We start from the raw sequence: 22,278 nt of genomic DNA on the forward strand, positions 1-22,278 counted from the left end.
ACCGGCGGGGCGCCGGGCCGGTCGACCTGCACGGCGACCGCGGGCAGCTTCAGGTCGACGGCGATCGTCGCGACGGCCCGGGCGAGAGCCTGGCGCGGCGCAGCGGCGTCGCGGAGCACCTCGGTGACGTGGCCGAGCACGCGATAGGGGTCGCCGCGCGAGCCGTGCAGCAGCCGATCCACGGCGCGCTGGATGCGCACGTACAGCGGGTGGAAGACGGCGGCGACGGCCACGGCTCCGATGAAGCCGATGACCGAGTCGGGGCACCGGCGAGGCCGCCGAGCCAGCCGACGACGGCGACGTAGACCAGCGCCGAGGAGGCCAGCAGCGCCGTCCCGACCAGGGTGCGGTTGAGGACCACGTCGATGCCGAACAGCCGGTAGCGCACGACGGCGACGCCGATGGCGACCGGCACGGCGGCGGTGACCACCACGTTGACCGGCGCCGGGGCGAGGAACGCCGCCACGACCGCCAGGGCCAGCGCGTACCCGACCCAGGCGATCTGCCGGCGGCCCTGCGGGTCGGCGCGGCGGAACCGCAGGATCAGGCTCGCCAGCCCGAGCAGCGCGAGACCGGGTACCAGCGGGTTCAGGACCGTCTGGACGGCGTCCAGGACCGGCTCAGGGACACCGATCGCGACCGGGTTCGCCGGCTGGGTCCCCTCCGGCTGGATGTCGGTGAACGCGGTCAGCAGCGACATCGTGGCGATCAGGCCGACCGCGGCGATCGCGACCGGGCGCCAGCGGCGGGACAGCAGCCGGCCGTCCGGGAAGAGGAGCGGGAGCAGGGTGGCGAAGGAGACGAACGACGGCACCCAGGTCCAGAGCGTCAGCCAGGCGGCGATCCGGAAGACCGGAGCCGGGTCGTCGCTGCCGGAGAAGCCGTACACGGCGAGACCGAGCGAGCCGGCGAACACGCAGGCGAAGCAGCCGATGACCGTCATGAGCTGCAGGACCCGGTGCCCGGGCACCCGGCCGAGCAGGACCGCACCGACGATCGCCATGGCCGGGCCGACGACCGGCTCGGGGCTGCCGAAGAGGTTCTCCCGGTCGGCCGCCGGGGTGGCGATGTGCGCGATCAGCCCGACGGCCGCGTATCCCACCGCGGCCGCGGCGGAGAGCCGGGCCACCACGGTGGCCCGGCTGCCCTGGGCTGCGCGCTCTCTGAACACCGGTTCGTCCACCTCGCGCGCGACGCTACCGATCGGAGGACCGCTGGTCAGGAGGTCGCGTCGCCGGGAGTACGCCCGGTCCACCACTGCTGGTCGGTCCGCTGGGCCACCACGACGGCCAGGCCGACGGACGCGGCGACGAACAGCCAGTGCGGGTCGATCGGACCGGTCGAGAAGGGTCCGAAGTCGAGCAGCAGGAACAGCACCAGGACGACGGGGATCCAGACCGGCACCACGCGGGTGCGGAGGTAGCCGATCGAGGTGAGCAGCACGGAGCCGGCCATCCCCAGCAGGAAGGGCAGGAGGATCAGCAGCGCGAGCGAGCTGCTCTGCGCGGACTCGAGCAGCGCCACCATGGCGTCGCGGTCGGGCTGGTCGACGGCTGCGTGGTCGACGATCGAGACGGCGTGGATGCCCAGAAAGCCGAGCCCACCGACGTACGCGAGCACCATGGCGGTCGTGCCCAGCCGCGGCATCCGCGGGCGGACCAGCTGCGCCATGGCGACGAGGCCGAGCAGCAGGAACGGGACGGCGACCGTGCCGGCGACGAGGCCGACCGTGGCGAGCGTCGGGCGCGCCGCCCAGGCGTCGAGGTTGCCGGCGACCGAGCCGCTCTGGCCGACGACGCGGCCGATCAGCGCCTCGGCCAGGTTGAGCGTGGCTCCGACGGCCAGGCACACGACTGCGGTCCGCCGGCCGATGGGCGCCGGGCGGGCGCTCGGCGCGTCTCGAGTGATCGGTCCCGACAGAGCCGGGGTCACGGGCTCAGCGGTCATGGGTCCACCTCCAACGCCGGCCGGGTCCCTCCCGGCGGGCGAGGACCACGGTCGGACGGGACGTGTCCCGGCGTCGTGAGGCGCCGGTCCTGATCCGGCCGGGAGCGGCTCTGACCGGGTACGGCGTCCGGGGCGGCTCAGCCGATGCAGCGGCGGAGCAGGTCCGCCACGCGCGCGGGGTCGTCCGGGGTGAAAGCGGGCCGGACGCGACCGCCGACGTCAAGCACCAGCGCGGTGTCCTTGCGCAGGCGGGCGCGGTCCAGCGGCAGCCAGTACCGCGGGTGCGCGGAGCCCCAGAGGCGCCCCTTGCCGGTGAGCCAGGTCAGCGGGCGGACCTCGATGCCGCGGATGTCGGAGTACGGGATGCGCTTGCTCCTGGCGAGCGGGAAGTAGTAGCGCCGCAGGGTCAGCGCCTCGCGGTCGAGGCGGACCCGCCCGTCGTCGTAGATCACGTCATCGGTCATCGCCGCCACGACAGCACGCTGCGGTCGCGACGGTCAACGCAGTGGCGACGGTCGACGCCGTCGCGCGATCGACGCCGTCGCGCGATCGACACCTCAGCGGCTCGCGGGATCGGACGCGGACGCTCCGTGCCGCCACGCCGCCGCGCGGAAGTAAGCGGGCGATCGCGTTCCGTTTATGCGGCTCGCGCTCGGTCCGGAACCGGCAGCGGGATCGGTGGTGGTGGCGTCGCGAGTCGCTTGTCCGGACCCACTCGCCGCACGTCCCGACGGAGCTCCCGATGCCCGCGGCGGACGCTTTGTGACGACTGGATGACGGACCTAGCGTCGTCGCCGTCCGTTCGGGGCCCCCTCGTCACCGCCTCCGGTGACACCCGGCCGGACACCGCCGAACCGGCACCGGAGTCTCCGGTGCCGGACCGGGGACCCACCGCAGTCCTGGGGTGAAGCGAGGCCGGTTCCGCCGGTTCCGCCGGGCGATCTCCCCGCCCGAACCCGTCAGCTAACTCGGTAGGCGGTTGATGGAGAACAGGAGAACCCGTCGTCCATGACGACTACTCGCACGTCCACGATCACCCGCCGTTCCTTCCGCGGGGCGGCGCTCGCCCTCGTCACGGGCGCGGGCATCGCGCTCACTCCCGTTGCCGCCTCGGCGAACGCCGGCGGCCCCGCGCCCGTGGCCTCGGCGCCGGTCGCCCTGGCCGCTGCTCCGGTCGTGGCGCCGAACTCCGCCGCACAGGTCGCCGTCGACACGGCGCTGGCCCAGCAGGGCAAGCCCTACGTGTGGGGCGGCACCGGCCCCGGCGGTTACGACTGCTCGGGCCTCACCTACTCCGCCTACCAGGCGGCCGGCGTATCGATCCCGCGCACGTCGCGCGCACAGTCGACGGCGGGGGTTCCTGTCGCCAAGGCCGACCTGCAGCCCGGTGACCTGATCTTCTTCTACGACCCGGTCGGCCACGTCGGCATGTACATCGGCAACGGCCAGATGGTGCACTCCTCCACCTACGGCAACCCGGTCGCGGTCGTGCCGGTCGACTCGATGTGGGGCTACAACACCGCCCGACGCGTCGTCTGATCCATACGCTGCTCCCCTGCGTCCCCGGTCCACGCGTGCCCGGGGACGCAGGGGTCGCCGACCGCGCGCACGGTCGGCGGACCCGTGCGTGAGGTTCGCGATGGGGCGGCGCTCCGCTCAGTGAGCGGTACGGCTCAGATCAGCAGCGGTGCGCCGATGACGATCTCGCTGCCGTCGGGCCGGAACGTCCGCCATCGTCCGCCGGGATCCCGCTCGACCCGGAACCCGTGATGGACCTTCGTATGGTGCCGTTCGCACAGGAGAGCTGAGTTCTCCAGCGACGTCTCCCCGCCGAAGATCCAGTGGATCAGGTGGTGGACGTCGCACCAGTACTTCGGGGCTCCGCAGCCGGCGAAGATGCAGGTCTGGTCACGCAGCTCGACGGCCTTGCGCAGGTGCGGTGGCACCACGCGCTTGGTGCGGCCCACGTTCAGCGGCATGCCGTGCTCGTCGATCCGGACGGGGGTGATGCTGCCGTCGCAGGCGAGCATCCGCGCCGTCTCCGCCGAGACGAGGCCGCCGAATCCGGTGGTCGCCGCAGCCCGACCGGCGCCGCGGTCGGCCAGGTCGCCGTCCCGGATCGTGACGACGACGTTCGGCTTCACCGTGCGCAGGATCGGAAGGCCGCCCGAGGCCAGCTGGTTGTCGGCCAGCTGCACGAGCGCGTCGGCGTTCTGCTGGGCGCGCGTCCGGCGATCACCCTTCGGCCGGTCCGCCTGCACGATCGCCTCGAGTGCCGTGAGCAACTTCTCGCCACCGACGGCGTCGAGCTGGCCCCGCAGCACGACCGTGCCGTCGGAGAGCGTGGACAGCGTCAGCGACCGCTCGTCCGTCGGATCGGGCTCCGGCCCGTCGGGGTCCAGCAGCGCGAGGTAGTGGTGCACCAGCCGGGACAGCTCCTCGACGCGGTGCTCTGCGGCGACGGCGGCGAAGGTGCGGTCGACCGCGGCGAGGTCGATGCCCTGCTCGAGGGCCGCGGCCTGCCGGTCGGCCTTCGCCACGGGAGCGATCACGGCGACCTGATCGGCCGTGACCGCACCCATGGCGAAGGCGGCCTCCACCGCGGGCAGACACCCCAGCGCCCGGCCGTTGCGGACCAGCTGCCCGGCCGCGGCCGAGGTGATCCGGCCGTGCCCTCGCAGCCACGACCGCATGGACTTCTGGCCGTCCTCCTCCGGTGCCTGCTGGAGCTCGGCGGCCCGGACCCGGCGGGTCAACTGGGCGTCGATGCGGTTGCGCGCCTCGAGCAGCACGGCGATCTCGTCGAGGTTCTGACGCGGGGTCCGACCCTGCACGTCCTCGGCGGCCAGGGCGTCGAGCGCCGATTGCAGCTCGCCCATGACCACCTCCTGATCGATCGAACGCGTGTACGAAGAATACCGGAGATCGGCGTCTCCAGCAGCGCGAATCCACAGGTCAGACGCTTGTCCACAGAACCTCGCCTCGTGTTGACACGCGGCAGGCCGTAGCGTCCGGGCCATGGCTGAGCGAGCGTTCCGGACGGTGCTGGAGGGTGGTTCGTACTTCGAGGGCCCGCGGTGGCACGACGGCGCCTGGTGGGCGTCGGACTTCTACCGGCACACCGTCAGCCGGGTGGCGCCCGAGGGCGGCGAGACCGTCGTCCTGGAGGTGGAGAACCAGCCCTCGGGGCTGGGCTGGCTGCCCGACGGCTCACTGCTCGTCGTCTCCATGAAGGACCACCGGCTGCTCCGGGTGTCCGACGGCGAGGTCACCACGCACGCCGACCTGTCCGGCGCCTGCACCGGCCTGATGAACGACATGGTCGTGGACTCCTCCGGCCGCGCCTTCGTCGGGGACTTCGGGTTCGACCTCATGGGCGGCGGCGCCCCGGCCTCCGCCTCGCTGAAGCGGGTCGACCCCGACGGCACGGTGACCGTGGTGGCCGAGGACCTGCGCTTCCCGAACGGCTCCGTGATCACCCCCGACGGCGGCACGCTGATCGTCGGCGAGACCTGGGGCAACCGCTTCACCGCGTTCGACGTCGCGCCGGACGGCTCGCTGACGAACCGGCGCATCTGGGCAGAACTCGGGCCCGTGCCGGAGGGCGGTTCCGTCCAGGAGCTCATCGGTCAGGTCGTCGTCGCCCCCGACGGCTGCACCCTGGACGCCGAGGGCCACGTCTGGGTCGCCGACGGGCTGAACTCCCGGGTCCTGCGGGTGGCCGAAGGCGGCGCGATCGTCGAGGAGATCGCCGCGCCGGAGGGCATGGGGGTCTTCGCCTGCGCGCTCGGTGGGGACGACGGCCGGACGCTGCTGCTGTGCTGCGCGCCGGACTTCTACGAGCACACCCGCGCGCCGGTGCGCGAGGCGGTGCTGGTGTCGACGCAGGTCGCCGTCCCGCACGCCGGGATGCCGTGATGACGACGAACGACGCCGCGCCCCCGGTGGTCGAGCAGGCGGTGCTCGACGACCTGCGCGCCAGGCTGCGGGCCTGGCGCCCGGTCGAGCTGACCGGCGACCACGGCTGGGAGCGCGGCACCGATCCCGGCTACCTGGCCGACCTCGTCTCCACCTGGGCGGAGGACTACGACTGGCGCGAGCACGAGCAGCGGATCCGCGCCCTGCCGTGGGCGCTCGCCGGCGGGCTGCGCGTGGTGCACCAGCGCGCCGCGGACCCGGACGCCCCGCCGTCGTCCTGCTGCACGGCTGGCCCGACTCGGTGCTGCGCTACGAGCGGGTGCTGCCGCTGCTGACCGACGTGCACGTCGTCGTCCCGGCGCTGCCGGGCTACCCGTTCGCCGCGCCGCTGCAGGACCGCGACCTCTCGGGGGCGGGCATGGCGGAGCACGTGGCGGCGGCGATGGCCGAGCTGGGGTACGAGCGCTACGTCGTCTCCGCCGGCGACATCGGCCGGATGACCGCGCTGGGCCTCGCGACGGAGTACCGCGAGCGGGTGTCAGCGCTGCACGTCACCGATCTCCCGCTCGCTCCGCGCCCCGGGGCCGGCCCGCCGAGCGACGAGGAGCTCGAGCACCGCACGTCCGCCTCGGGCTGGCTGATGAGCAACGGCGCCTACCTGCTCGCGCAGCGCACCCGGCCGCACACGCTCGCCGTCGCCCTCGGCGACTCACCCTCCGGGCTCGCCGCCTGGATCGTGGAGAAGCTGCGCGACTGGAGCGACAGCGGCGGGGACGTCGAATCGGTCTTCGCCCGGGAGGACGTGCTGACCTGGATCACCGCCTACTGGGTCACCGGCGCCATCGGCACCTCGTTCGCGCCGTACGCGAGGCTGAGCCCGACGCCGGAGCGGGTCGACGTCCCGACCGTGGTGAGCCAGTTCCCGCACGACCTGGTCCGCGCCCCGCGCCCGCTCGCCGAGCAGCTGTTCGACCTGCGCGTGTGGCAGGAGCCGGAGGCCGGTGGGCACTTCGCAGCCTGGGAGGTGCCGGAGGCGTTCGTGACCGGTGTGCGGGCGGCGCTCGACCTCTGAGCGAACCGGTCGCGGCGCTGCCGGGCTCGTGGGGTAGACCGGCTGCATGACCGCTCCCCCACCCGTCCTGCTGCTGGACGTCGACGGCGTGCTCAACGCGCTGCAGCCCGAGCTGCCGGAGGACTGGCGGCGCGGGACCTACAACGGCTTCGTGCTGTCGTGGGACCCGTCGGTCACCGCGCGGCTGCGCGGGTGGCACGAGTCGGGCCGGGTGGAGCTGCAGTGGCTGACCACCTGGACCGAGCGGGCCGACCAGCTGCTGGCCGAGCCCATGGGCCTCCCCGCGGGCTGCGCACCCACAGCCGGGACGGCGTCCTGTCCACCGGCTTCGCCGGCCGGTGGGGCGCCGACGCCGGGTGGTGGAAGCTCGATGCGGCGCGGGCGGTCGCCGACGCCGAGCCCGGGCGGCGGATCGTGTGGATCGACGACGACCTCGCGCACCAGGCGGCCGACACCGGTGAGTGGCTCGCCGCCAACGGGCACGTGCTGGTCGTCGCACCGGACTACCTCGCCGGGCTCACCCACGCCGAGCTGGACCGGGTGGAGGCCTGGCTCGACGAGCCGTCCTGACCTCGGCGCGGGCGGGGCTCACAGGTTGCCGTCGTACCCTGGCTTCTCGACGCCGACCAGGGGAGCACCGCCTCATGGCCTCCGTCCCGCCCGATTCCCGGACGACCCGCTGGCTCCGTCGTCGTCCCGCCGACCCGCCCACGGATCCGCAGCCTCGGCAGTCGACGCAGCCGCAGCCGCGGTACGTGGAGCCGCCCCGTCGTCCGCGGTTCGACCGTCCGCCGCCGGCCGGGAACGACTGGTACGGCGCCCCGCCGGAGCCGGTCGCGCGCCCGCCGTGGCAGGAAGAGCCGCGCGACCCGTGGGGCCGGCCCGCGCCGGACCGGTACTTTCCCCGGCCGCGCCGCAGCGCCCGACGCCGCCTCCCCGACCTGTACGGGGGCGCCGGGGCCGGCGTGACGTCCACGGGCGGCGTCCCCGTAGGCGGCTGTTCCGCCGGGTGCTCACCGTGGTGGCGGCGCTGGTCATCGCGCAGGCGCTGCTCGTGCTCTCGCTGCGCTGGGTCGACCCACCGACGACGGCGTTCATGGCGGCCAACCCCGAAGGCTCCATCCAGGAGTCGGTGCCGGTCGAGCACGTCTCGCGCACCTTCCTGGCCGCGGTGATCGCGCACGAGGACGCCGCGCTCCCCTACCGCGCCGGCGCCTTCGAGTGGAGCGCGCTGTGGAGCCGCGCGTACGCCCACATCAGCGGCGAGGAGGACCCGTCGGGCTCGACGATCCCGCAGCAGGTCGCCAAGAACATGTTCCTCAACCAGGAGCTCAGCGCCTGGCGCAAGGGGCTCGAGGCGGGGCTGTCCATGGAGATGGCCTGGCTGATCGACGACCGCCGGATGCTCGAGCTCTACGTCAACTACGCGCAGTTCGGCCCGACCATCTACGGCGTCTGCTCGGCCTCGTGGTACTACTTCGACTCCCCACCGGGCGAGCTGTCGCAGGCCCAGGCCGTGCAGCTGGTCGGGCTGCTCCCCTCCCCGGACACGTGCAGCGCGCACCCGGCGGCGGCATGGACTTCGAGGTGGACGACGGCATGGGCTGGCTGTCGCGCTCGCACGTGGTCAACGCCCAGAACCGGGTGCCGGTCCACCTCGACCGGCTCGGCTTCCAGCCCGTCGAGGACGCCGGTATCGAGGGCTCGCCTCCGAGCAGCCACCCTCGGACGACGACTGCACGTCCGCGCCCGAGGAGATCACCGAGCTGATCGAGGCGGAGGGCACCGCCTGAGCCACCGACACCGAAGGTGTGCCACGGCTGCACCCGCCGCCGATTCGGCGCGCATGCGGGCGATCTCCGACCAGGGCAGCTCGGGCTCGGCGTCCAGGAGGTCCCGCGGCAGCGCCTTGACCGCCTCGCCGATCTCGATCAGGCGCACGCGCACCGCATCGAACACGAGGCCGTCCGAGACGTTCCCGCGGCCGACATGGGCCTCGATCGCATCGAGAGGGGCTTGATCGCACGCTGCCCTCGGCTCAGTCGAACCACAGGCGCCAGACGGACTCGCGGACCAGGTGACGGCTCATCGCCTCGAGGGTGGCGTCTCGCGGTTGATAGGGAGGCTGTTCCGCAGGCTGCCACAGCGCGTCCGGGCACAGTGCCGCGACCTCGGCGGCAACCTGCAGGGCGGCGTCGTCGGTTTGCGGCGGGCGGGTCACCAGCAGCCTGATGGTGGCGAAGCCGAGCCCGACGACCACCGCGCCGAGGCGGTCCTCCCACGAGCGGAGCACGGCGGAGACCTCTGCGGGCCGGCGGACGTTGATCGCCCCCAGCCACCCCATGACGCCGATCGCATCGGCAGGACGCCGGCAGCTCACCAGACCGATGCGTGAGCTGCCGCCGCCGGTGGCGACGAGCAGCTCGTCCACCGGCGGCTGCGACGGGGCGAGACCAGGGAAGGTCGGATGGAACGGAGCAAGGGCCCCGTGCCGGGCGCCCACGGGTCGTCGATCGGTACCAGGCTGCCTCGCCATCCGTCCTCGAGGACGGTCGGCGCGTCGGTGGCGTCGATCTCGGTCTCGGTCGTGGGGGCGAACTCGCCGCTGTCCCATGGGCGCTCGGTGCCGTCGTACAGCGACTGCAGCAGCAGGGGCCAGAGCCCCGTCGTCGGAAAACGGGCGGTCAGGGCCGCCCACCTGGCGCCGGCGTCGGGGACGACGGTGTCGGTCACCCACAGGGAGGCGGCCGGCGGCTCCCCGTCACCGGAGCGTGCGACGACCGGCCGCCCTGGACCGAGCGGGAGGCGGCCGATCCGCACAAGACCTGCGGCGGGCAGCTGCCCCGGCTCACCGGCCTCCGGCGGCTCGGTCGGGAGGGCTGCCTCCGTGCCGACCGACCAGAGGGCCGCAGGACGCGGTGGCGCAGACCAGTGGCGGTGCACAGAGCGAGGCTGGCACCGATGACCCGCCCCGTTCGGTCTTGTCCACAGACCTCGCCGGACTCGCCGCCGCCACGCGAACGCTCCCGAGCCCGGTACCTGTTTCCGGGGTCATCGCGACCGGCTGGCACGGGTCCGCATGCGCCACGTGGCCCGGCCCGCGTCGAACGCCTCGGCATCGAACGGGCCACCCAGCCATTCGGCGACGTCGGCGTGCTCGGGATGCCGTGGATCGGCCACGATCTCCAGCATCTCGGCATAGCCGCCCGGGCCGCCGCTGTCCTCCGGCGGGCAGGCGCGGGCACCGTCCGAGCACACAGGAGCGTCGGCGGTCGTGCGGCCGTCGATGCGGATGTCGTGCTCCCAGCCGTCACCGAAGTCGTAGTCGTAGCGGAGCAGCGTGCCGTCCGGAAGGGAGCCGACGGTGACCGCGCGAGGATCACCGAGGTCCTCCATGTCCTCGACGTCGCCGTAGCTGCGGCCGTCGACCTCGAACATCGACAGGTGCGTGTCCTGCCAGCCCATGGCGGCCTGGAGCAGGCCGTGCAGCTCGCGCAACGTCGTCCGCTCGGGGACGGCGATGCGGCGCCATACCGGCGGGTCGACGCCCCGGAGGGTGACGGTGAGCTCGACCGCCGGCACCGGCCTGGTAGGGGCCGGCGGCTCCTCGTGCAGCAGGGCCGCGCGCGCCAGGGCGATCGCGGATGGCGTCGGCGGCTGGTCCCGGTCCCTCCGCCTGCCGAGGACGCCGAGGCGGTCGAAAACCGTCCAGACGGTGTCCCGGACGGCGAGGAACGCGGTAGAACGGTCGAGCGGCTCCCCCGTCTCACCGGACGCCCACCCGAGTGCGTTCATGCCCTCGGCGACGACGTCTTCGGCGTGCGGACGGCCGGCGGCGATCCCGATCAGCCACAGCAGACCGGCGACCCGGTCGGCCTCTCCTCGGCCGAGGGGCAGCCGGGCGGCGATGTGCTGCCACAGTCCGACGGGATCGTCGGCGAGCCGCCGTCCGGTGGCGGTCGGTCGCAGCTGCCTGCGGTGCACGCGTACGAGGCCGAGCCGGCGTGCGGTGTCGCGTAGCTCGGCGACGGGGCGGGTGGTGTCCTCCCGGTTGGCCGCGCCGAACCAGTCGGCGTCCTAGCCGAGGGCGTGCATCGTCTCGGCGACGAGCGCCGGGGGCAGGTAGCCGGCACCGGTGAGCGGAACGCCGTCGCCCAGGCGGGCGAGGAACCACCGGTAGGGCTCGACGACGTCGGGCTCCGGGGCGGGTGCCCGACCGTCGAGGCCCGCGGACTCGACGACGCGCACCAGCCGCGGGCGGTCTGCGGCGCGGAGCCCGTCGAGAAGTTCGACGAGGTCGGGGCTCATGTCGCCCGAGCCTGCCAGTTCGGGGCCAGACTCGGTGACGTCGATCGGCATGGGAGGGGCGATGGGGCGGCGACGCAAGGCCGGGAAGTACCCGTACGACTACACCGACGCAGACGACCGCAGGTTCGTCGACAGCGGTGCGGGCGGCACGCTGCGGGTGCTGCACGGCCCGGGCAGGGGCATGGGGGTCCCCGACGGCGTGGTGTGCCGGGTCGAGGTGCTCGCCGCGGACGGCTCGTTCGTCGACGAGTCGGCTGCGGGGAAGTTCGGCAAGGAGCACCGGCTGCACCGCACGGTCCCCGGGGATCGCATCACCGCCACGGTCACGGCGGGCTTCGAGGACGACGGCGAGTGCGCCTGCGGGTCGGCCGGCTGCGTCCCGGTGCTGGAGGAGCTGACCGCGACCAGCGTCGTCGTGCTCACCGGTGATCTCGACGACGTCGTGCGGTTCGGTGTGGGCCCTGCCTGGGAGACGGTGGTCGCGATCGACGAGGGCCACCAGTGGCCGCAGGACCAGGACTCGCCGACGGCCTGCCGATGGGGCGCTGGGGTCAGGATCCGTGCGGCGCGTCCGATCGCGGATGCTCCCGACGTGCCTTGATCGACACGAGGGTGGGCGCACCAGCCCCCGTTCCACACCCCCGTGTTCGTGCTGACCCGTCACCCCGCGGCCGTCGTTGACGCTGTCGGACACCACGTTCTCCTTCGTGTCCGGCGAGCCGGCCGAGGTGCTCGAGGGGCGCGGGAGGCGGCGGAGGGCAAGGACGTCCGGCTCGGCGGCGGGGTCACCGCCATCCGCGAGCTCCTCGACGCCGACCTCGTCGACACGATGCACGTGGCGGCCTCGCCGCGCTGCCTAGGAGTGCGTCAGCCAGGACAGCAGCCGGCCCCGCGACCAGCAGCGGCCGATCGCCTCGCCACGCAGGCCCGCCCCATCGGCTACCGCAAGGCCGATGATGCTGTGGCCGGAGGCACGGCGGTCCCCGAACGTCGGTATCGACGGCGCGACGCCGACTCCCTCCGCTGACACCCACGCCACCGCCCGGCCGCCCGCTGCTTCCTCGAGGGTGTGCAGGAGGCGCCGGCGCCGTTCGGGCGGCAAGCGCGACAGCGCCCAGGTCGTGGTGACGACGGGCAGGACGTCCGCGGGCACGCGGGCGACGGCATCGGGTAGGAGCTCGACGGGGTCCCCGCGCAGCAGCAGCGGAGGGAACGTTGCCGCCAGCGCGAGCTCGGCGTCGAGCTGGGCGGCCCGCTCCGGCTTATCCGGCGGCAGGCAGGCGCGCAGCCACCGGGCGTTGTCCGGGTCGGTCAGGTCGACCGGGTCCGGGTCGGCGCAGATCCGTGCCACGACCTCCGGCATCGCCCGCGCCGGGACCGGCCGATCGCCCACGACCCTCGCGGACAGCTGGACCGGTGATGACGGGTCGCCGAGCGTCTGGCCGTCGCTGTAGGTGATGCCGACGCAGTCGACGTGCAGGTTCAGCCCCGGCGAGTGCCCCACGTCGGTCAGCCCGACCGCGTCGGCGCCGGTCCGTCGCGCCGCCTCGGCGATGGCCGGGTAGAGCACGGCGCAGCGTGCTGCGTCGACGCTCTGCGTCCGCCGTCGTGCGGCGATGGCGACGACCGCGCCGGTCGAGCGCAGCAGAGTGTCGATCGCCGCGGCGGCGGCCGCCTCGCCGTCCGCTACGTCGTAGGCCGCGGCGAGCGCCGGGGCGCGTCCGGCGAGGGCGAGGTCGTGCAGCGCGGCGAAGATCAGCGCCGGCTGCCGCTTGCGGGCTGGCGCCGCCTCGATGGCGCGCAGGGCCTCATCGGACTCGCTCAGGGCGACCGCGACGCGCTCGTACAGCGTTCCGGTGGCGTCCACCTCACCGAAGCGGCGGTACACCTGGGCGAGCGTGCGGGCCGTCGTCGTGGGCATCTCGGCGACCGTAGGGCCGGTGGTCACCAAGTGTCGACGTTCGATCTCCGCCGCCCCGGCGGGCGCGGCGTGGCCGCCGACTCGCGCGTCAGGGTGGTGATCCACCGGCGGGTGTCGGCGGGGTCGATGACATCGTCGATCTCCCAGTGGGCGGCGACGTTGAGGCCCTTGCCGTTCTCGTACGCCGCGGCCACCGCCGCGTCGTAGGCGGCGGCGCGCTCGGCGTCGTCCTCGATCGCCTCCAGCTCCCGGCGCATACCGAGGCGGACGGCGCCCTCCAGGCCCATCGGGCCGAACTCGCTGGACGGCCAGCCGACGGTGAACCGCGGGACCTTCGTGCTTCCGCCGGCCATGGCCTGCGCGCCCAGGCCGTAGGCCTTGCGGACGACGACGGTGCCGATCGGGACCGACAGGTTGGCGCCGATGACGAACAACCGGGAGAAGTGGCGGACGGTGGCCGTCTTCTCCGACTCGGGGCCGACCATGAAGCCCGGGGTGTCGCAGAGCGAGACGACCGGCAGTCCGTGGGCGTCGCAGAGCTGCAGGAAGCGGGCAGCCTTGTCAGCGGCGTCGGCGTCGATGGCGCCGCCGAGATGCGTCGGCACGTTGGCGATCACCCCGATCGGCGCGCCCTCGACCCGGGCGAGCGCGGTGACCATGCCGGCGCCCCAGCCGTCGCGGAGCTCGAGCACGCTGTCCTCGTCCGCGAACGCGTGCAGGACGGCGCGCATGTCGTAGACCCGCTTGCGGTTCTCCGGGACCAGGTGGCGGAGCAGGCGCTGGTCGGGCGCCGTCCAGTCGGCGATCGGCCCCTGGAAGTAGGAGAGGTACTTCTTCGCCGCGGCGACGGCGGCCTCGTCGTCGGCGACCCGGATGTCGACGACCCCGTTGGCGTGCTGGACGTCGATCGGCCCGATCTCCTCGGGCGCGACCACGCCGAGCCCGCCGCCCTCGATCATCGCCGGGCCGCCCATGCCGATGTTGGCGTCCTCGGTGGCGATGACGACGTCGCAGGTGCCGAGCAGCGCGGCGTTCCCGGCGAAGCAGCGGCCGCTGGCGATGCCGACGGTCGGGACGAGCCCGGACAGCCGGCCGAACAGGGTGAACGCCGCGGTGTCGAGCGCGGAGACGACCGGGTGGTCGACGTCCCCGGGCCGGCCGCCGCCGCCCTCGGCGAAGAGGACGACGGGCAGCCGGCGCTTCTCGGCCAGCTCGAACAGCCGGTCCTTCTTGAGGTGGCCGCGCATGCCCTGGGTGCCGGCGAGGACCGTGTAGTCGTAGGAGACGACGACGGCTGCGCTGTTGGCCCTGCCGATGATGTCCCCGTTGATGTCGGCCAGGCCGCCGACGACTCCGTCGGCCGGGGTGCGCTCCTGCAGCTCCTCCTTGGAGCGGCGGCGCTCCTGGGCGGCGAAGACCAGCGACCCGTACTCGAGGAAGCTGCCCTCGTCGACGAGGTCGGCGAGGTTCTCGCGGGCGGTGCGCCGGCCCTGGGCGTGCCTCTTGGCGACCGCCTCGGTGCGGTGCTCGTCGAGGCCCTGCTCGTGGCGTCGGGACACCTCCGCGAGGTCTGCCCGGTGGGCATCGAGGTCGATCTGGCCTAGGTCCCGCTCGGCCTCCCCGTCGGAGTGTTCGACGGTGGCCAGCAACTCGCTCTGCTGGACGGTGTCGCCGACCTCGACGGCGAGGCGGAGGACGGTGCCGCCGGCCGGGAGCTCGACGACGTGCTCCATCTTCATCGCCTCCAGGACGACGACCGCTCCCCGGGCTCGACCGTCGTGCCTTCCGTCGCCTCGATGGCGACGACGGTGCCGGGGACGGGTGCACGGAGGGCGTCCTCGTCGGGGTCGAGGTGCTGTCCGGCCCGGGCGTCCCCGCTTTCGCGACCAGGTCGGCGGCGGTGTCGTCGACGAGCGTGGTGGTGGCCGGTCCGGCGAGGACGTCGGGGTCGGTGAGAACGGCGCGGAGGAAGGCGGTGTTGGTGGCGACGCCGCGGACCTCGACCTCGGCCAGTGCTCTGTGCAGGTGGCGGAGGGCGTCGCCGAGGTCGCCCTGCCGCTCGTGGACGACGACCTTCGCCAGCAGCGAGTCGTAGCGCGGGCTCTGCTCCGTGCCGGGGCGGGCCGCGGTATCGACGCGGACGCCGGGGCCGCCGGGGAGCGTGACCGAGGTGATGGTGCCGGCGGACGGGACGAGGGCGCCGTCGGCGGTGACCGTCTCGGCGTTGACGCGGGCCTGGACCGCCCAGCCTCGCTGTTCCGGTGTGCCGTCGGCGAGGCCGAGGTCGGCGAGCGTGTCGCCGGTGGCGACGCGCAGCTGCAGCCGGACGAGGTCGAGGCCGGTGGTCTCCTCGGTGACGGTGTGCTCGACCTGTAGGCGCGGGTTGCACTCGAGGAAGACGAAGCGCTCGGGGTCGTCGGCGGCGACGAGGAACTCCACGGTGGCGAGGCCGCGGAGCGATACCGCCGTCGCCAGCTTCGTGGCGGCGCCGTGCAGTTGGGTGCGGACGGAGTCGGACAGGTTAGGCGCGGGGGCGATCTCGACGATCTTCTGCCGGGAGCGCTGCAGCGAGCAGTCGCGGTCGCCGAGGACGACGACGTCTCCCCGAACGTCGCCGAGCACCTGGACCTCGATGTGCCGGGCCGGGTCGAGGAGCGCCTCGGCGAGGAGCGTGGGGTTCCCGAAGGCGGCGCGCGCGTCGGCGCCGGCGCTGTGGATGGCCGCTGCGACGTCGTCACCACGGCGGACGATGCGGGTGCCGCGGCCGCCCCCGCCGAAGCGGGGCTTCAGCATGACGGCGCCCGCCGCCTCCATCAGGCTCCTGACGACGGCGACGTCCACCTCGACGCCGAGGCCTTCGAGGACCGGGATCCCGGCCTTCTCCGCAAGTCCGCGGGCGAGCACCTTGTCGCCGAGGACCACGAGGGCCTTCGCGCTGGGTCCGACGAAGACGAGCGGCGCGCCCCGCCCGCTACCGGCGTCCGCGCAGGCATCCGGAAGGTCGGAGCTCTCGGAGAGGAAGCCATAGCCGGGGTGGAGCAGATCGCAGCCGGTGGCAACGGCCGCCCGCACGACCGCGTCGGCATCGAGGTACGCCGCCGGGCCGTTGCCCGGGAGGACGTAGCTCTCGTCGGCGGCAGCGAGGTGGGCGGCGTCGGGCTCATCGGCCGCCGTGACGGCGACGCTGGTCATCCCTCGGCCGCCGCGGCGCGGGCGATACGGACGGCGATCTCCCCGCGGTTGGCGATCAGCAGGCGGGAAGATTCGGCCATCCGGCGATGCTCGCACGCGGCACTTCTGGCGCCGTAACGGTTGATGTACCTAGTTCACGTAGGTACATTGCCGTCATGGAAACGATCGGCTTGCGGGAGCTGAACCAGAACCCTCCAAGGCGGTGGCACGCGTCCGGGCCGGCGTGACGGTCGTCGTGACCGATCGTGGCCGCCCGATCCTGCGCATGGTTCCCGAAACCGAACAGCCAGGCATGCTCCACGAGCTCGTGGCCTCGGGGCAGGCGACCGCTCCGGTCGACCAGGGCATGCCGGAGTTGATCCCCGACCTGGCTCCCGGGGTGGACAGTCTGGCGGAGCTGTTGATCGCCGACCGCACGCGTGAGCCCGGCCGTTGATCTACTTCGATTCCAGTGCACTGGTGAAGTTCGTCAAGCGGGAGTCGGAGTCGGAGGAGTTGCGGAGCTGGCGCGCCCGGCTTCCCCGGCACGGAGCTGGCGACCAGCGAGCTGGCCGACCTGGAGATCACCCGCACCCTGCTGCGCGCCGGTATCGACCACCAGCGGGTGCCGTACGTGGTGGGTCAGGCATTGCGCGGCCTCTACGCGGTAGACCTCACCAGTACAGTCCTCGCCCGCGCGAAGGCGTACCGCACTCGCGACCTCGGTTCGCTGGACGCCATCCACCTGTCCACTGCTGAAGCCTTCCGATCCGAACTGACGGACTTCGTCACCTATGACCATGAGCTGGCCGCCGCCGCGACCGAGCTGGGTCTTCCCGTGCGGTCGCCGTCCTGACCGGATGACGGTCGGCTCCCGACCAGAACCGTCGCAATACGGGCGGCCCGTCACCGGGCCGGAGGTACCAGCCCGCTCTGATGGGCCACCACGACGGCCTGCACCCGATCCCGCACCCCGAGCTTGGCCAGGACCCGGGTGACGTGCGTCTTCACGGTCGCCTCGCCGAGGTACAGCGCCGCCGCGATCTCCGCGTTGTTGAGCCCCTGCGCCATGGCGGCCAGCACGTCGGTCTCCCGCTCGGTGAGCGACCGCAGGCGGTCCGCCGAGCCGGTGCGCGCGGCCGGACCGGCGAGGTATGCCTCGACCAGCCGGCGGGTGATCGTCGGCGAGAACAGCAGCTCCCCTCGTGGCAGGCGCGGATCGCCGCGGCGAGCTCCGCGGGGCCGACGTCTTCAGCAGGAAGCCGCTCGCTCCTGCGCGGAGCGCACCCGCGACGTACTCGTCGAGGTCGAAGGTGGTGAGGACCAGCACCCGGCACTGCGGACGGGCGGCCAGTACGGCCGCGGTCGCGGCGATGCCGTCGCTGCCGGGCATCTCCACGTCCATGAGGACGACGTCCGCCTCGTGCGCGACGACCTCCCGCACCGCCTCGGCGCCGGACGCCGCTTCCGCCACGACGGCGATGTCCGGCTCGGCGGCGAGGATCGCGCTCAGCCCGCCGCGGACGAGGTCCTGGTCGTCGGCCACCACCACCCGGATCACGGGCGCACACCGACCGGCGTTGCCGGCAGGGTCGCCGTCACCCGGAACCCGCCGGACGGCTCCGACCGCGCGTCGAGCTCCCCGCCGAGCGCCCGGACCCGCTCGGAGAGCCCGACCAGCCCGAAACCGGAGGACGGCGGCGCCGGCGGCGCGGTCCGCGGGCCGTCGTCCACCACGGTGACCGTCAGCCGACCGTCGGGCCGGGCGACCGTGACGTCGACGCAGCTGCCCGGCGCGTACCGGACGGCGTTGGTGAGCGCCTCCTGGGCGATCCGGTGGACGGTCTCCGCGACGGCGTCGTCGGTGGGCAGGTCCTCCGGCACGCGCAGCCGCACGGTGACGCCGGCGGCCTCGATGCGGGCGGCGAGCTCGCCCAGCGCGCGGGCGAGGGTCGGCGGCCGGACCGGCAGGGCATGCCCTTCCGCGCCGACGGCGCCGCCGTCGAGCAGGCCGAACAGCACGTCGAGCTCCGCCAGCGCCCGGGCGCCGGCATCGGCCACGGCCCGTACCGACTGCCGCGCCCGGGCGGGATCGGTGCCGCGCAGCGCCAGGGCCGCGCCGGCCTGGACGACCATGACCGAGATCGCGTGGCTCACCACGTCATGCAGTTCGCGCGCCAGCCGCTGCCGCTCGGCCCGGATTGCGTGCGCCGACGTCGCCTGCTGCGTGGCCTCGAGGCTGGTCGCGGTGGCCTCGGCCGCCCGGCCGGCCCGGTCGCGGGACATCCACAGCAGCCCGGCGACGGCGGGCACCGCGAACGTCGCCACGGTGATGGGCACGTTGCCCGCGGCGTGCAGGTAGGTGTCGGCCGTGGTGGTCGCGGCCAGCACGGCCAACGCCGCGAGGGTCCACCGGCGGCCGTCCGCACCCGCCGACCAGGACAGCAACGCCCACGCCACCATGCTGGCGATGCTCGCGGGCAGCGGGAACCCGGCGGCCAACGCCACCACCGGGGAGCGCGGCGAGCAGACAGGCCAGGGCTGCGTCCACCCGGCGCAGCGCCACGCAGCCGCCGACAGCCGCCACGAGCAGCAGCCCGAGGACACCGGTCTCCGGAATCTCCCCGGCCGACGTCAGCGCGATCGCCTCGATCGCGGCCAGGGCGGCCAGTGCCGCCGCGCTGCCGACATCCACCCAGCCGGCCCGGTTCCCACTCCGGGACTGCTCCTCCGGCGGCCGCGGCGCGGGAGCCTCCTCGCGCAGCAGGCCGAGCAGCCGCCGCAGCTCGGCCACCGCCCGCCGTCCCACGATGCCGACGGCCTCGAGGTCGGGACTCGAGAGGGACTGCTCTGCTGCTCCCGCGTGAGCGCGCATGGTCCGCACGGCCTGGCGGACGACGTCCAGCGTCTCGCCGGCGAGCCGGGAACGCTCCTCGGCGACCACGCGGCGGGCGACCTCGGCCGGGTCCTGCGCCCGGAGTTCTGCGGCGGTGTCCTGGGCCGTGCGCGCTTCCCGCTCCCGTCGGCGGATCGCCGCCCCGAACGCGGCCGTACCGCCGACGACGATTCCGACGAAGATCAGGTCAGGGATGCTCGGGTCCCGGGCGACGCCCGCTGCGGCGACGGTGGCCAGCACGGCGAGGCCCCACCGGCCGGTGTCGTAGCGACGGAGCGCGAAGGCGACCACGAGCAGCGGCGGGAGCAGCGCCGCGTTCTCCGGTGGAACACCGACCGCCCAGGCGATCGCTTCGAGGGCGATCAGAGCCAACCCGGCCAGCAACGGCCGGCGACGGAACGGGACGACGGTGACGACCGTCGCCGGTCCGAGGACGAGCGCCTGCACCGGTTCGGTCAGGAAGAGGACCGCCCAGATCGCGCAGGCGAGCGCGATCCCGATCTCCGCGCTCCAGCCCCGGACCAGGCTCATGCCGCGAACGGTAAGCCGTCGCCGCGCTCCTGGGATCCCCTGCGGACGGACCCACAGGTCATCCGATGCGCGAGGCAGGGCGGTGCGCCGCGGGGACGCGCGGCGTCGACCGGCGCGGACAGGCTCGGACCGCACCGGCGGAGCACCCGCCGGACCGGGACGAGGGAGGCCGTCATGGGACGGAAGACGACGTGGTTCGGCGCGGGGAGCATCGTCGCTGCGCCGCTGCTGATCGGGCTGGGCGATCAGCTTCGCATGGCGGAGGTGGTGCGGTCGGAGTCCGCCGGGATGGTGGACAGCGAGTACGGGGCCGAGCAGGCCGCGCAGTACCTCGAGCAGGTCGCGGCCGCCTCCGGTGCGTACGCCGCCGCGGGGGCGCTGACCTATGCGGGGCGCTGCTGCTGGTTCCTGCGCTGGTGACCATCTGGCGGGTGTCCGTGGGCGGTTCCCCGCGGTGGGCCTGGGCGGGTGCGGTGCTCGTAACGCTGGGCGTGCTCGGCCACATGGTGCACCTGCAGGGCTACTACGCCACCAACCTGGCGGTCGCGGAGTTCGCCGGCCAGCCCTGGACCGGTGAGCTGATGACGGCTCTGGAGCGGGAGCCGTTCAGCCTGGCCCTCTTCCTGCCCTTCCTCGTGGGCTGGCTGGGCTTCGTGCCGCAGGCAGTCGGGCTGCGCCGGGCACGGGTCATCCCGACCTGGGCCATGGCTTCGGTCGTCGTGGGCACCGTGGTGTTCCTCGTCATCGGCTCGACGCCGTGGAGCACCGGGCTCTGGATGGTGGCGATGATCGCCGGCCTCGCGCCGGCCGCCGCGGCCGCGGTGCGCAGCAACGTCGCGGCGCCGTCGGGAGCACCTGTCGGGTCCGGCGTCGCCGTCGGCTGAGGTCGGGTCGCACCGCGCCGCGGCGGCCCACCCGCCGTCGCGGCGCCGCCGCGCAGGAGGCTTGGATGACCCCCATGCACCGCTCTCACCGCGTCGCCGGCGCGCTCGTCGGATCCGCCGTCGGCGACGCGCTCGGGGCTCCGTTCGAGTTCGGTCCGCCGGGGCAGTTCTCCGCTCGCTTCCCCGTTCCGGCGCGCGGCGCCACGACGGAGATGTGCGGCGGTGGCTCGGTGGGCTGGGAGCCGGGCGAGTTCACCGACGACACCCAGCTGGCGCTGATCGTGGCTTCCTCGTTGCTGGAGCGGGACGGCCTGGACGAGGCCGACCTCTTCGCCCGGTTCGTCCGGTGGGCCGAGGCGGAGCCGCCGGACATCGGCAACCAGACGCGCGCGGTGCTGCGGTCGGGCCGGCCGTGGGACGCCGCCGCGGCCGAGCACTTCGCCCGGTCCGGCCATGCCGCCGGCAACGGCTCCCTGATGCGGACGACGCCCGCTGCGATCATTTTCTCCCGCGGCGGCACCGAGGCGACCATGGACGCCGCCCGGCGGATCTCGTCGCTGACGCACGGCGACCCGGCGGCCGGTGAGGGCTGCGCGATATTGCACGAGCTGATGCGGGTGGCGCTGGACGGCGGCGACCCGCTGACGGCTGCTCCGTCGGCGCTGGCGTTGGTCGCTGACGAGCACCGACAGCGGTGGGCGACGGTGATGGAGCCGTCGTGGACGCCGGCGGACGCGACGGAGTCGAACGGCGCGGTCTGGCCGACGCTCGGCCAGGCGGTGTGGGCGCTGCGGCACGGGCGCGACTTCGCCGAGGTGATGCGGCTGGTGATCGACCTGGGCGGCGACACCGACACGGTGGCCTGCGTGGCGGGCGGGCTGGCCGGCGCGGTGATCGGGATGGGCGGCATCCCGATGCGATGGTCGTCAGCGGTGCACGGACGGGTGCCCGGGTTCGGCGACAAGCGGTGGGGGTTGGCGGACCTGCAGGAGCTGGCAGCTGCGCTCGACGGAAAGCCGCTGGTGCACTACTCCCCGGCGTGATTCCGCGGATCGGCCCGACGGAGATGCTGCCAGGAATCTGGGCGGGCAACCTCGACGGCGCCCGGTACAGCGAGGAAGACTTCGCCGTCATCTCCCTGTGCCGCCTCGGCGACCCGTTCCCGCACGAGGTTCACCGGATGGCCTACGTGGCGGACAACGAGTGGAACCACGACCTGGATGCCGTGCTGGCCGACGTCCTGGACGATCTGTCCGCGCTACGGGCGGAGGGGCACCAGGTGCTCGTCCACTGCCACGGCGGCGCGTCGCGCACCGGCCTGGTGCTGCGCGGCTGGCTGGTGCGCGAAAAGCGGATGTCGGTCGACGAGGCGACGGCTCACGTCGCCGAGCGCTGGCCGCACCTCGGCCTCTGGAACGCCAGCTTCACCGCCGCGCTGGAACGGCTCGCCGCACGGGTGCGCTGACTTCGAACGCCGGTCCGACCGCTGACGTGGTTCCGGCTGCTCGGAGGTGCAACTGACGCTTCTGGCTAGTTGGCGTTGAGGCCGAACTGCCGGGTGAGCAGCTTGGACTTCCAATACGACTCGATCTGCTCGATGGTGTCGTCGGGGTGTTGCCGTCGACGACCT

Annotated in this window: 26 protein-coding genes, 2 pseudogenes and 1 riboswitch; of the genes and pseudogenes, 13 read left to right on the top strand and 15 right to left on the bottom strand. The window is 73.8% G+C overall.

The genetic code is table 11. The annotated features are described in order from the left end of the window. Positions 1-49: 49 nt before the first annotated feature. The 3 genes from U6N30_RS19215 to U6N30_RS19225 all read right to left on the bottom strand — a co-directional run bounded on the left by U6N30_RS19215 (position 50) and on the right by U6N30_RS19225 (position 2,411). On the bottom strand, positions 50-1,171 hold the full coding sequence (locus U6N30_RS19215; protein ID WP_324273523.1) for a hypothetical protein: 1,122 nt from the start codon (positions 1,169-1,171) through the stop codon (positions 50-52). 47 nt (positions 1,172-1,218) lie between these two features. Further along, positions 1,219-1,851 carry a hypothetical protein gene (locus U6N30_RS19220; protein ID WP_324273524.1) on the bottom strand — a complete coding sequence of 211 codons (633 nt, stop codon included), beginning with the start codon at positions 1,849-1,851 and terminating at the stop codon, positions 1,219-1,221. A gap of 233 nt (positions 1,852-2,084) precedes the next feature. Next, positions 2,085-2,411, bottom strand: coding sequence for a PH domain-containing protein (locus U6N30_RS19225; RefSeq protein ID WP_324273525.1), 327 nt, complete (start codon positions 2,409-2,411; stop codon positions 2,085-2,087). 373 nt (positions 2,412-2,784) lie between these two features. Beyond that, positions 2,785-2,940: riboswitch (cyclic di-AMP (ydaO/yuaA leader) on the top strand. A gap of 15 nt (positions 2,941-2,955) precedes the next feature. On the opposite strand from U6N30_RS19225, the gene U6N30_RS19230 reads away from it, so the two are divergent. Then, entirely contained in the window at positions 2,956-3,486 is a 531-nt protein-coding gene (locus U6N30_RS19230; RefSeq protein WP_324273526.1) for a C40 family peptidase, read from the top strand. Positions 3,487-3,620: 134 nt separating this feature from the next. Here U6N30_RS19230 and U6N30_RS19235 read toward each other — a convergent pair whose 3' ends face one another. Then, positions 3,621-4,826 carry an HNH endonuclease signature motif containing protein gene (locus U6N30_RS19235; RefSeq protein WP_324273527.1) on the bottom strand — a complete coding sequence of 402 codons (1,206 nt, stop codon included), beginning with the start codon at positions 4,824-4,826 and terminating at the stop codon, positions 3,621-3,623. Positions 4,827-4,965: 139 nt separating this feature from the next. Here U6N30_RS19235 and U6N30_RS19240 point away from each other — a divergent pair, with 139 nt between their 5' ends. From U6N30_RS19240 to U6N30_RS19260, 5 genes are all read left to right on the top strand, one after another. Further along, positions 4,966-5,865 (top strand): SMP-30/gluconolactonase/LRE family protein, encoded by a 900-nt coding sequence (locus tag U6N30_RS19240; RefSeq protein WP_324273528.1) that lies wholly within the window; start codon positions 4,966-4,968, stop codon positions 5,863-5,865. Further along, on the top strand, positions 5,865-6,200 hold the full coding sequence (locus U6N30_RS19245; protein WP_324273529.1) for an epoxide hydrolase N-terminal domain-containing protein: 336 nt from the start codon (positions 5,865-5,867) through the stop codon (positions 6,198-6,200). The genes U6N30_RS19240 and U6N30_RS19245 overlap by 1 nt, the downstream gene beginning before the upstream one ends. Next, positions 6,167-6,937: an alpha/beta hydrolase gene (locus U6N30_RS19250; RefSeq protein WP_324273530.1), complete on the top strand. Its 771-nt coding sequence runs from the start codon at positions 6,167-6,169 to the stop codon at positions 6,935-6,937. Before U6N30_RS19245 ends, U6N30_RS19250 begins: the two co-directional genes overlap by 34 nt. A 222-nt stretch (positions 6,938-7,159) precedes the next feature. Continuing rightward, positions 7,160-7,507 carry a hypothetical protein gene (locus U6N30_RS19255; RefSeq protein WP_324273531.1) on the top strand — a complete coding sequence of 116 codons (348 nt, stop codon included), beginning with the start codon at positions 7,160-7,162 and terminating at the stop codon, positions 7,505-7,507. A 439-nt stretch (positions 7,508-7,946) separates the two neighbouring features. Then, positions 7,947-8,957, top strand: a complete 1,011-nt coding sequence (locus U6N30_RS19260) for a transglycosylase domain-containing protein (protein ID WP_324273532.1) — start codon at positions 7,947-7,949, stop codon at positions 8,955-8,957. A gap of 18 nt (positions 8,958-8,975) precedes the next feature. Here U6N30_RS19260 and U6N30_RS19265 read toward each other — a convergent pair whose 3' ends face one another. The 4 genes from U6N30_RS19265 to U6N30_RS19280 all read right to left on the bottom strand — a co-directional run bounded on the left by U6N30_RS19265 (position 8,976) and on the right by U6N30_RS19280 (position 11,296). Then, the gene (locus tag U6N30_RS19265; RefSeq protein WP_324273533.1) at positions 8,976-9,368 is read right to left on the bottom strand and encodes a DUF4253 domain-containing protein; all 393 of its coding nucleotides are present in this window, start codon (positions 9,366-9,368) and stop codon (positions 8,976-8,978) included. Next, positions 9,314-9,670, bottom strand: a complete 357-nt coding sequence (locus U6N30_RS19270; protein ID WP_324273534.1) for a hypothetical protein — start codon at positions 9,668-9,670, stop codon at positions 9,314-9,316. The genes U6N30_RS19265 and U6N30_RS19270 overlap by 55 nt, the downstream gene beginning before the upstream one ends. 318 nt (positions 9,671-9,988) lie before the next feature. After that, positions 9,989-10,921 carry a plasmid pRiA4b ORF-3 family protein gene (locus U6N30_RS19275; protein WP_324273535.1) on the bottom strand — a complete coding sequence of 311 codons (933 nt, stop codon included), beginning with the start codon at positions 10,919-10,921 and terminating at the stop codon, positions 9,989-9,991. 93 nt (positions 10,922-11,014) lie between these two features. Further along, a complete protein-coding gene (locus U6N30_RS19280; protein ID WP_324273536.1) occupies positions 11,015-11,296 on the bottom strand; it encodes a hypothetical protein in 282 nt (93 codons plus the stop codon). A 10-nt stretch (positions 11,297-11,306) separates the two neighbouring features. Here U6N30_RS19280 and U6N30_RS19285 point away from each other — a divergent pair, with 10 nt between their 5' ends. Further along, positions 11,307-11,846 (top strand): hypothetical protein, encoded by a 540-nt coding sequence (locus U6N30_RS19285; RefSeq protein ID WP_324273537.1) that lies wholly within the window; start codon positions 11,307-11,309, stop codon positions 11,844-11,846. Positions 11,847-12,101: 255 nt separating this feature from the next. On the opposite strand, the gene U6N30_RS19290 is transcribed toward U6N30_RS19285, so the two are convergent. From U6N30_RS19290 to U6N30_RS19300, 3 genes and pseudogenes are all read right to left on the bottom strand, one after another. Then, the gene (locus U6N30_RS19290; protein ID WP_324273538.1) at positions 12,102-13,193 is read right to left on the bottom strand and encodes a DUF2332 domain-containing protein; all 1,092 of its coding nucleotides are present in this window, start codon (positions 13,191-13,193) and stop codon (positions 12,102-12,104) included. Beyond that, positions 13,190-14,914 carry a carboxyl transferase domain-containing protein gene (locus U6N30_RS19295; RefSeq protein WP_422678129.1) on the bottom strand — a complete coding sequence of 575 codons (1,725 nt, stop codon included), beginning with the start codon at positions 14,912-14,914 and terminating at the stop codon, positions 13,190-13,192. The genes U6N30_RS19290 and U6N30_RS19295 overlap by 4 nt, the downstream gene beginning before the upstream one ends. A gap of 217 nt (positions 14,915-15,131) precedes the next feature. Then, positions 15,132-16,358, bottom strand: a pseudogene (locus U6N30_RS19300) (ATP-binding protein); the annotation flags it as partial. A gap of 223 nt (positions 16,359-16,581) precedes the next feature. On the opposite strand from U6N30_RS19300, the gene U6N30_RS19305 reads away from it, so the two are divergent. Beyond that, positions 16,582-16,794, top strand: coding sequence for a hypothetical protein (locus U6N30_RS19305; protein ID WP_324273540.1), 213 nt, complete (start codon positions 16,582-16,584; stop codon positions 16,792-16,794). 96 nt (positions 16,795-16,890) lie between these two features. Further along, complete coding sequence (locus tag U6N30_RS19310) at positions 16,891-17,193, top strand: PIN domain-containing protein (RefSeq protein ID WP_324278380.1); 303 nt, start codon at positions 16,891-16,893, stop codon at positions 17,191-17,193. A gap of 50 nt (positions 17,194-17,243) precedes the next feature. On the opposite strand, the gene U6N30_RS19315 is transcribed toward U6N30_RS19310, so the two are convergent. From U6N30_RS19315 to U6N30_RS19330, 4 genes and pseudogenes are all read right to left on the bottom strand, one after another. Further along, on the bottom strand, positions 17,244-17,420 hold the full coding sequence (locus U6N30_RS19315; RefSeq protein WP_324273541.1) for a response regulator transcription factor: 177 nt from the start codon (positions 17,418-17,420) through the stop codon (positions 17,244-17,246). Positions 17,421-17,634: 214 nt separating this feature from the next. After that, a pseudogene (locus U6N30_RS19320) lies at positions 17,635-17,898 on the bottom strand (response regulator); the annotation flags it as partial. After that, positions 17,895-18,473, bottom strand: a complete 579-nt coding sequence (locus U6N30_RS19325; protein WP_324278381.1) for a sensor histidine kinase — start codon at positions 18,471-18,473, stop codon at positions 17,895-17,897. The gene U6N30_RS19325 and the pseudogene U6N30_RS19320, both read right to left, overlap by 4 nt. Before the next feature lie 25 nt (positions 18,474-18,498). Then, entirely contained in the window at positions 18,499-19,764 is a 1,266-nt protein-coding gene (locus tag U6N30_RS19330) for a hypothetical protein (protein WP_324273542.1), read from the bottom strand. Between the two features lie 174 nt (positions 19,765-19,938). Here U6N30_RS19330 and U6N30_RS19335 point away from each other — a divergent pair, with 174 nt between their 5' ends. From U6N30_RS19335 to U6N30_RS19350, 4 genes are all read left to right on the top strand, one after another. Next, positions 19,939-20,184 (top strand): hypothetical protein, encoded by a 246-nt coding sequence (locus U6N30_RS19335; protein WP_324273543.1) that lies wholly within the window; start codon positions 19,939-19,941, stop codon positions 20,182-20,184. Continuing rightward, positions 20,181-20,648 carry a hypothetical protein gene (locus U6N30_RS19340; protein ID WP_324273544.1) on the top strand — a complete coding sequence of 156 codons (468 nt, stop codon included), beginning with the start codon at positions 20,181-20,183 and terminating at the stop codon, positions 20,646-20,648. Before U6N30_RS19335 ends, U6N30_RS19340 begins: the two co-directional genes overlap by 4 nt. A gap of 65 nt (positions 20,649-20,713) precedes the next feature. Further along, positions 20,714-21,691, top strand: a complete 978-nt coding sequence (locus tag U6N30_RS19345; RefSeq protein WP_324273545.1) for an ADP-ribosylglycohydrolase family protein — start codon at positions 20,714-20,716, stop codon at positions 21,689-21,691. 137 nt (positions 21,692-21,828) lie between these two features. After that, a complete protein-coding gene (locus tag U6N30_RS19350; protein WP_324278382.1) occupies positions 21,829-22,113 on the top strand; it encodes a protein-tyrosine phosphatase family protein in 285 nt (94 codons plus the stop codon). The last annotated feature ends 165 nt before the right edge of the window (positions 22,114-22,278 follow it).

The organism is Blastococcus brunescens (genome assembly GCF_035320885.1).
GTDB lineage: Bacteria > Actinomycetota > Actinomycetes > Mycobacteriales > Geodermatophilaceae > Blastococcus_B > Blastococcus_B brunescens.

Coding starts and splice junctions, on each gene's coding strand:
- U6N30_RS19225 (WP_324273525.1), bottom strand. CDS start 2,411: ATGACCGATGACGTGATCTACGACGACGGGCGGGTCCGCCTCGACCGC.
- U6N30_RS19230 (WP_324273526.1), top strand. CDS start 2,956: ATGACGACTACTCGCACGTCCACGATCACCCGCCGTTCCTTCCGCGGG.
- U6N30_RS19235 (WP_324273527.1), bottom strand. CDS start 4,826: ATGGGCGAGCTGCAATCGGCGCTCGACGCCCTGGCCGCCGAGGACGTG.
- U6N30_RS19240 (WP_324273528.1), top strand. CDS start 4,966: ATGGCTGAGCGAGCGTTCCGGACGGTGCTGGAGGGTGGTTCGTACTTC.
- U6N30_RS19245 (WP_324273529.1), top strand. CDS start 5,865: ATGACGACGAACGACGCCGCGCCCCCGGTGGTCGAGCAGGCGGTGCTC.
- U6N30_RS19280 (WP_324273536.1), bottom strand. CDS start 11,296: ATGCCGATCGACGTCACCGAGTCTGGCCCCGAACTGGCAGGCTCGGGC.
- U6N30_RS19285 (WP_324273537.1), top strand. CDS start 11,307: ATGGGGCGGCGACGCAAGGCCGGGAAGTACCCGTACGACTACACCGAC.
- U6N30_RS19325 (WP_324278381.1), bottom strand. CDS start 18,473: ATGGTCGTCCAGGCCGGCGCGGCCCTGGCGCTGCGCGGCACCGATCCC.
- U6N30_RS19330 (WP_324273542.1), bottom strand. CDS start 19,764: ATGAGCCTGGTCCGGGGCTGGAGCGCGGAGATCGGGATCGCGCTCGCC.
- U6N30_RS19335 (WP_324273543.1), top strand. CDS start 19,939: ATGGGACGGAAGACGACGTGGTTCGGCGCGGGGAGCATCGTCGCTGCG.
- U6N30_RS19345 (WP_324273545.1), top strand. CDS start 20,714: ATGACCCCCATGCACCGCTCTCACCGCGTCGCCGGCGCGCTCGTCGGA.
- U6N30_RS19350 (WP_324278382.1), top strand. CDS start 21,829: ATGGCCTACGTGGCGGACAACGAGTGGAACCACGACCTGGATGCCGTG.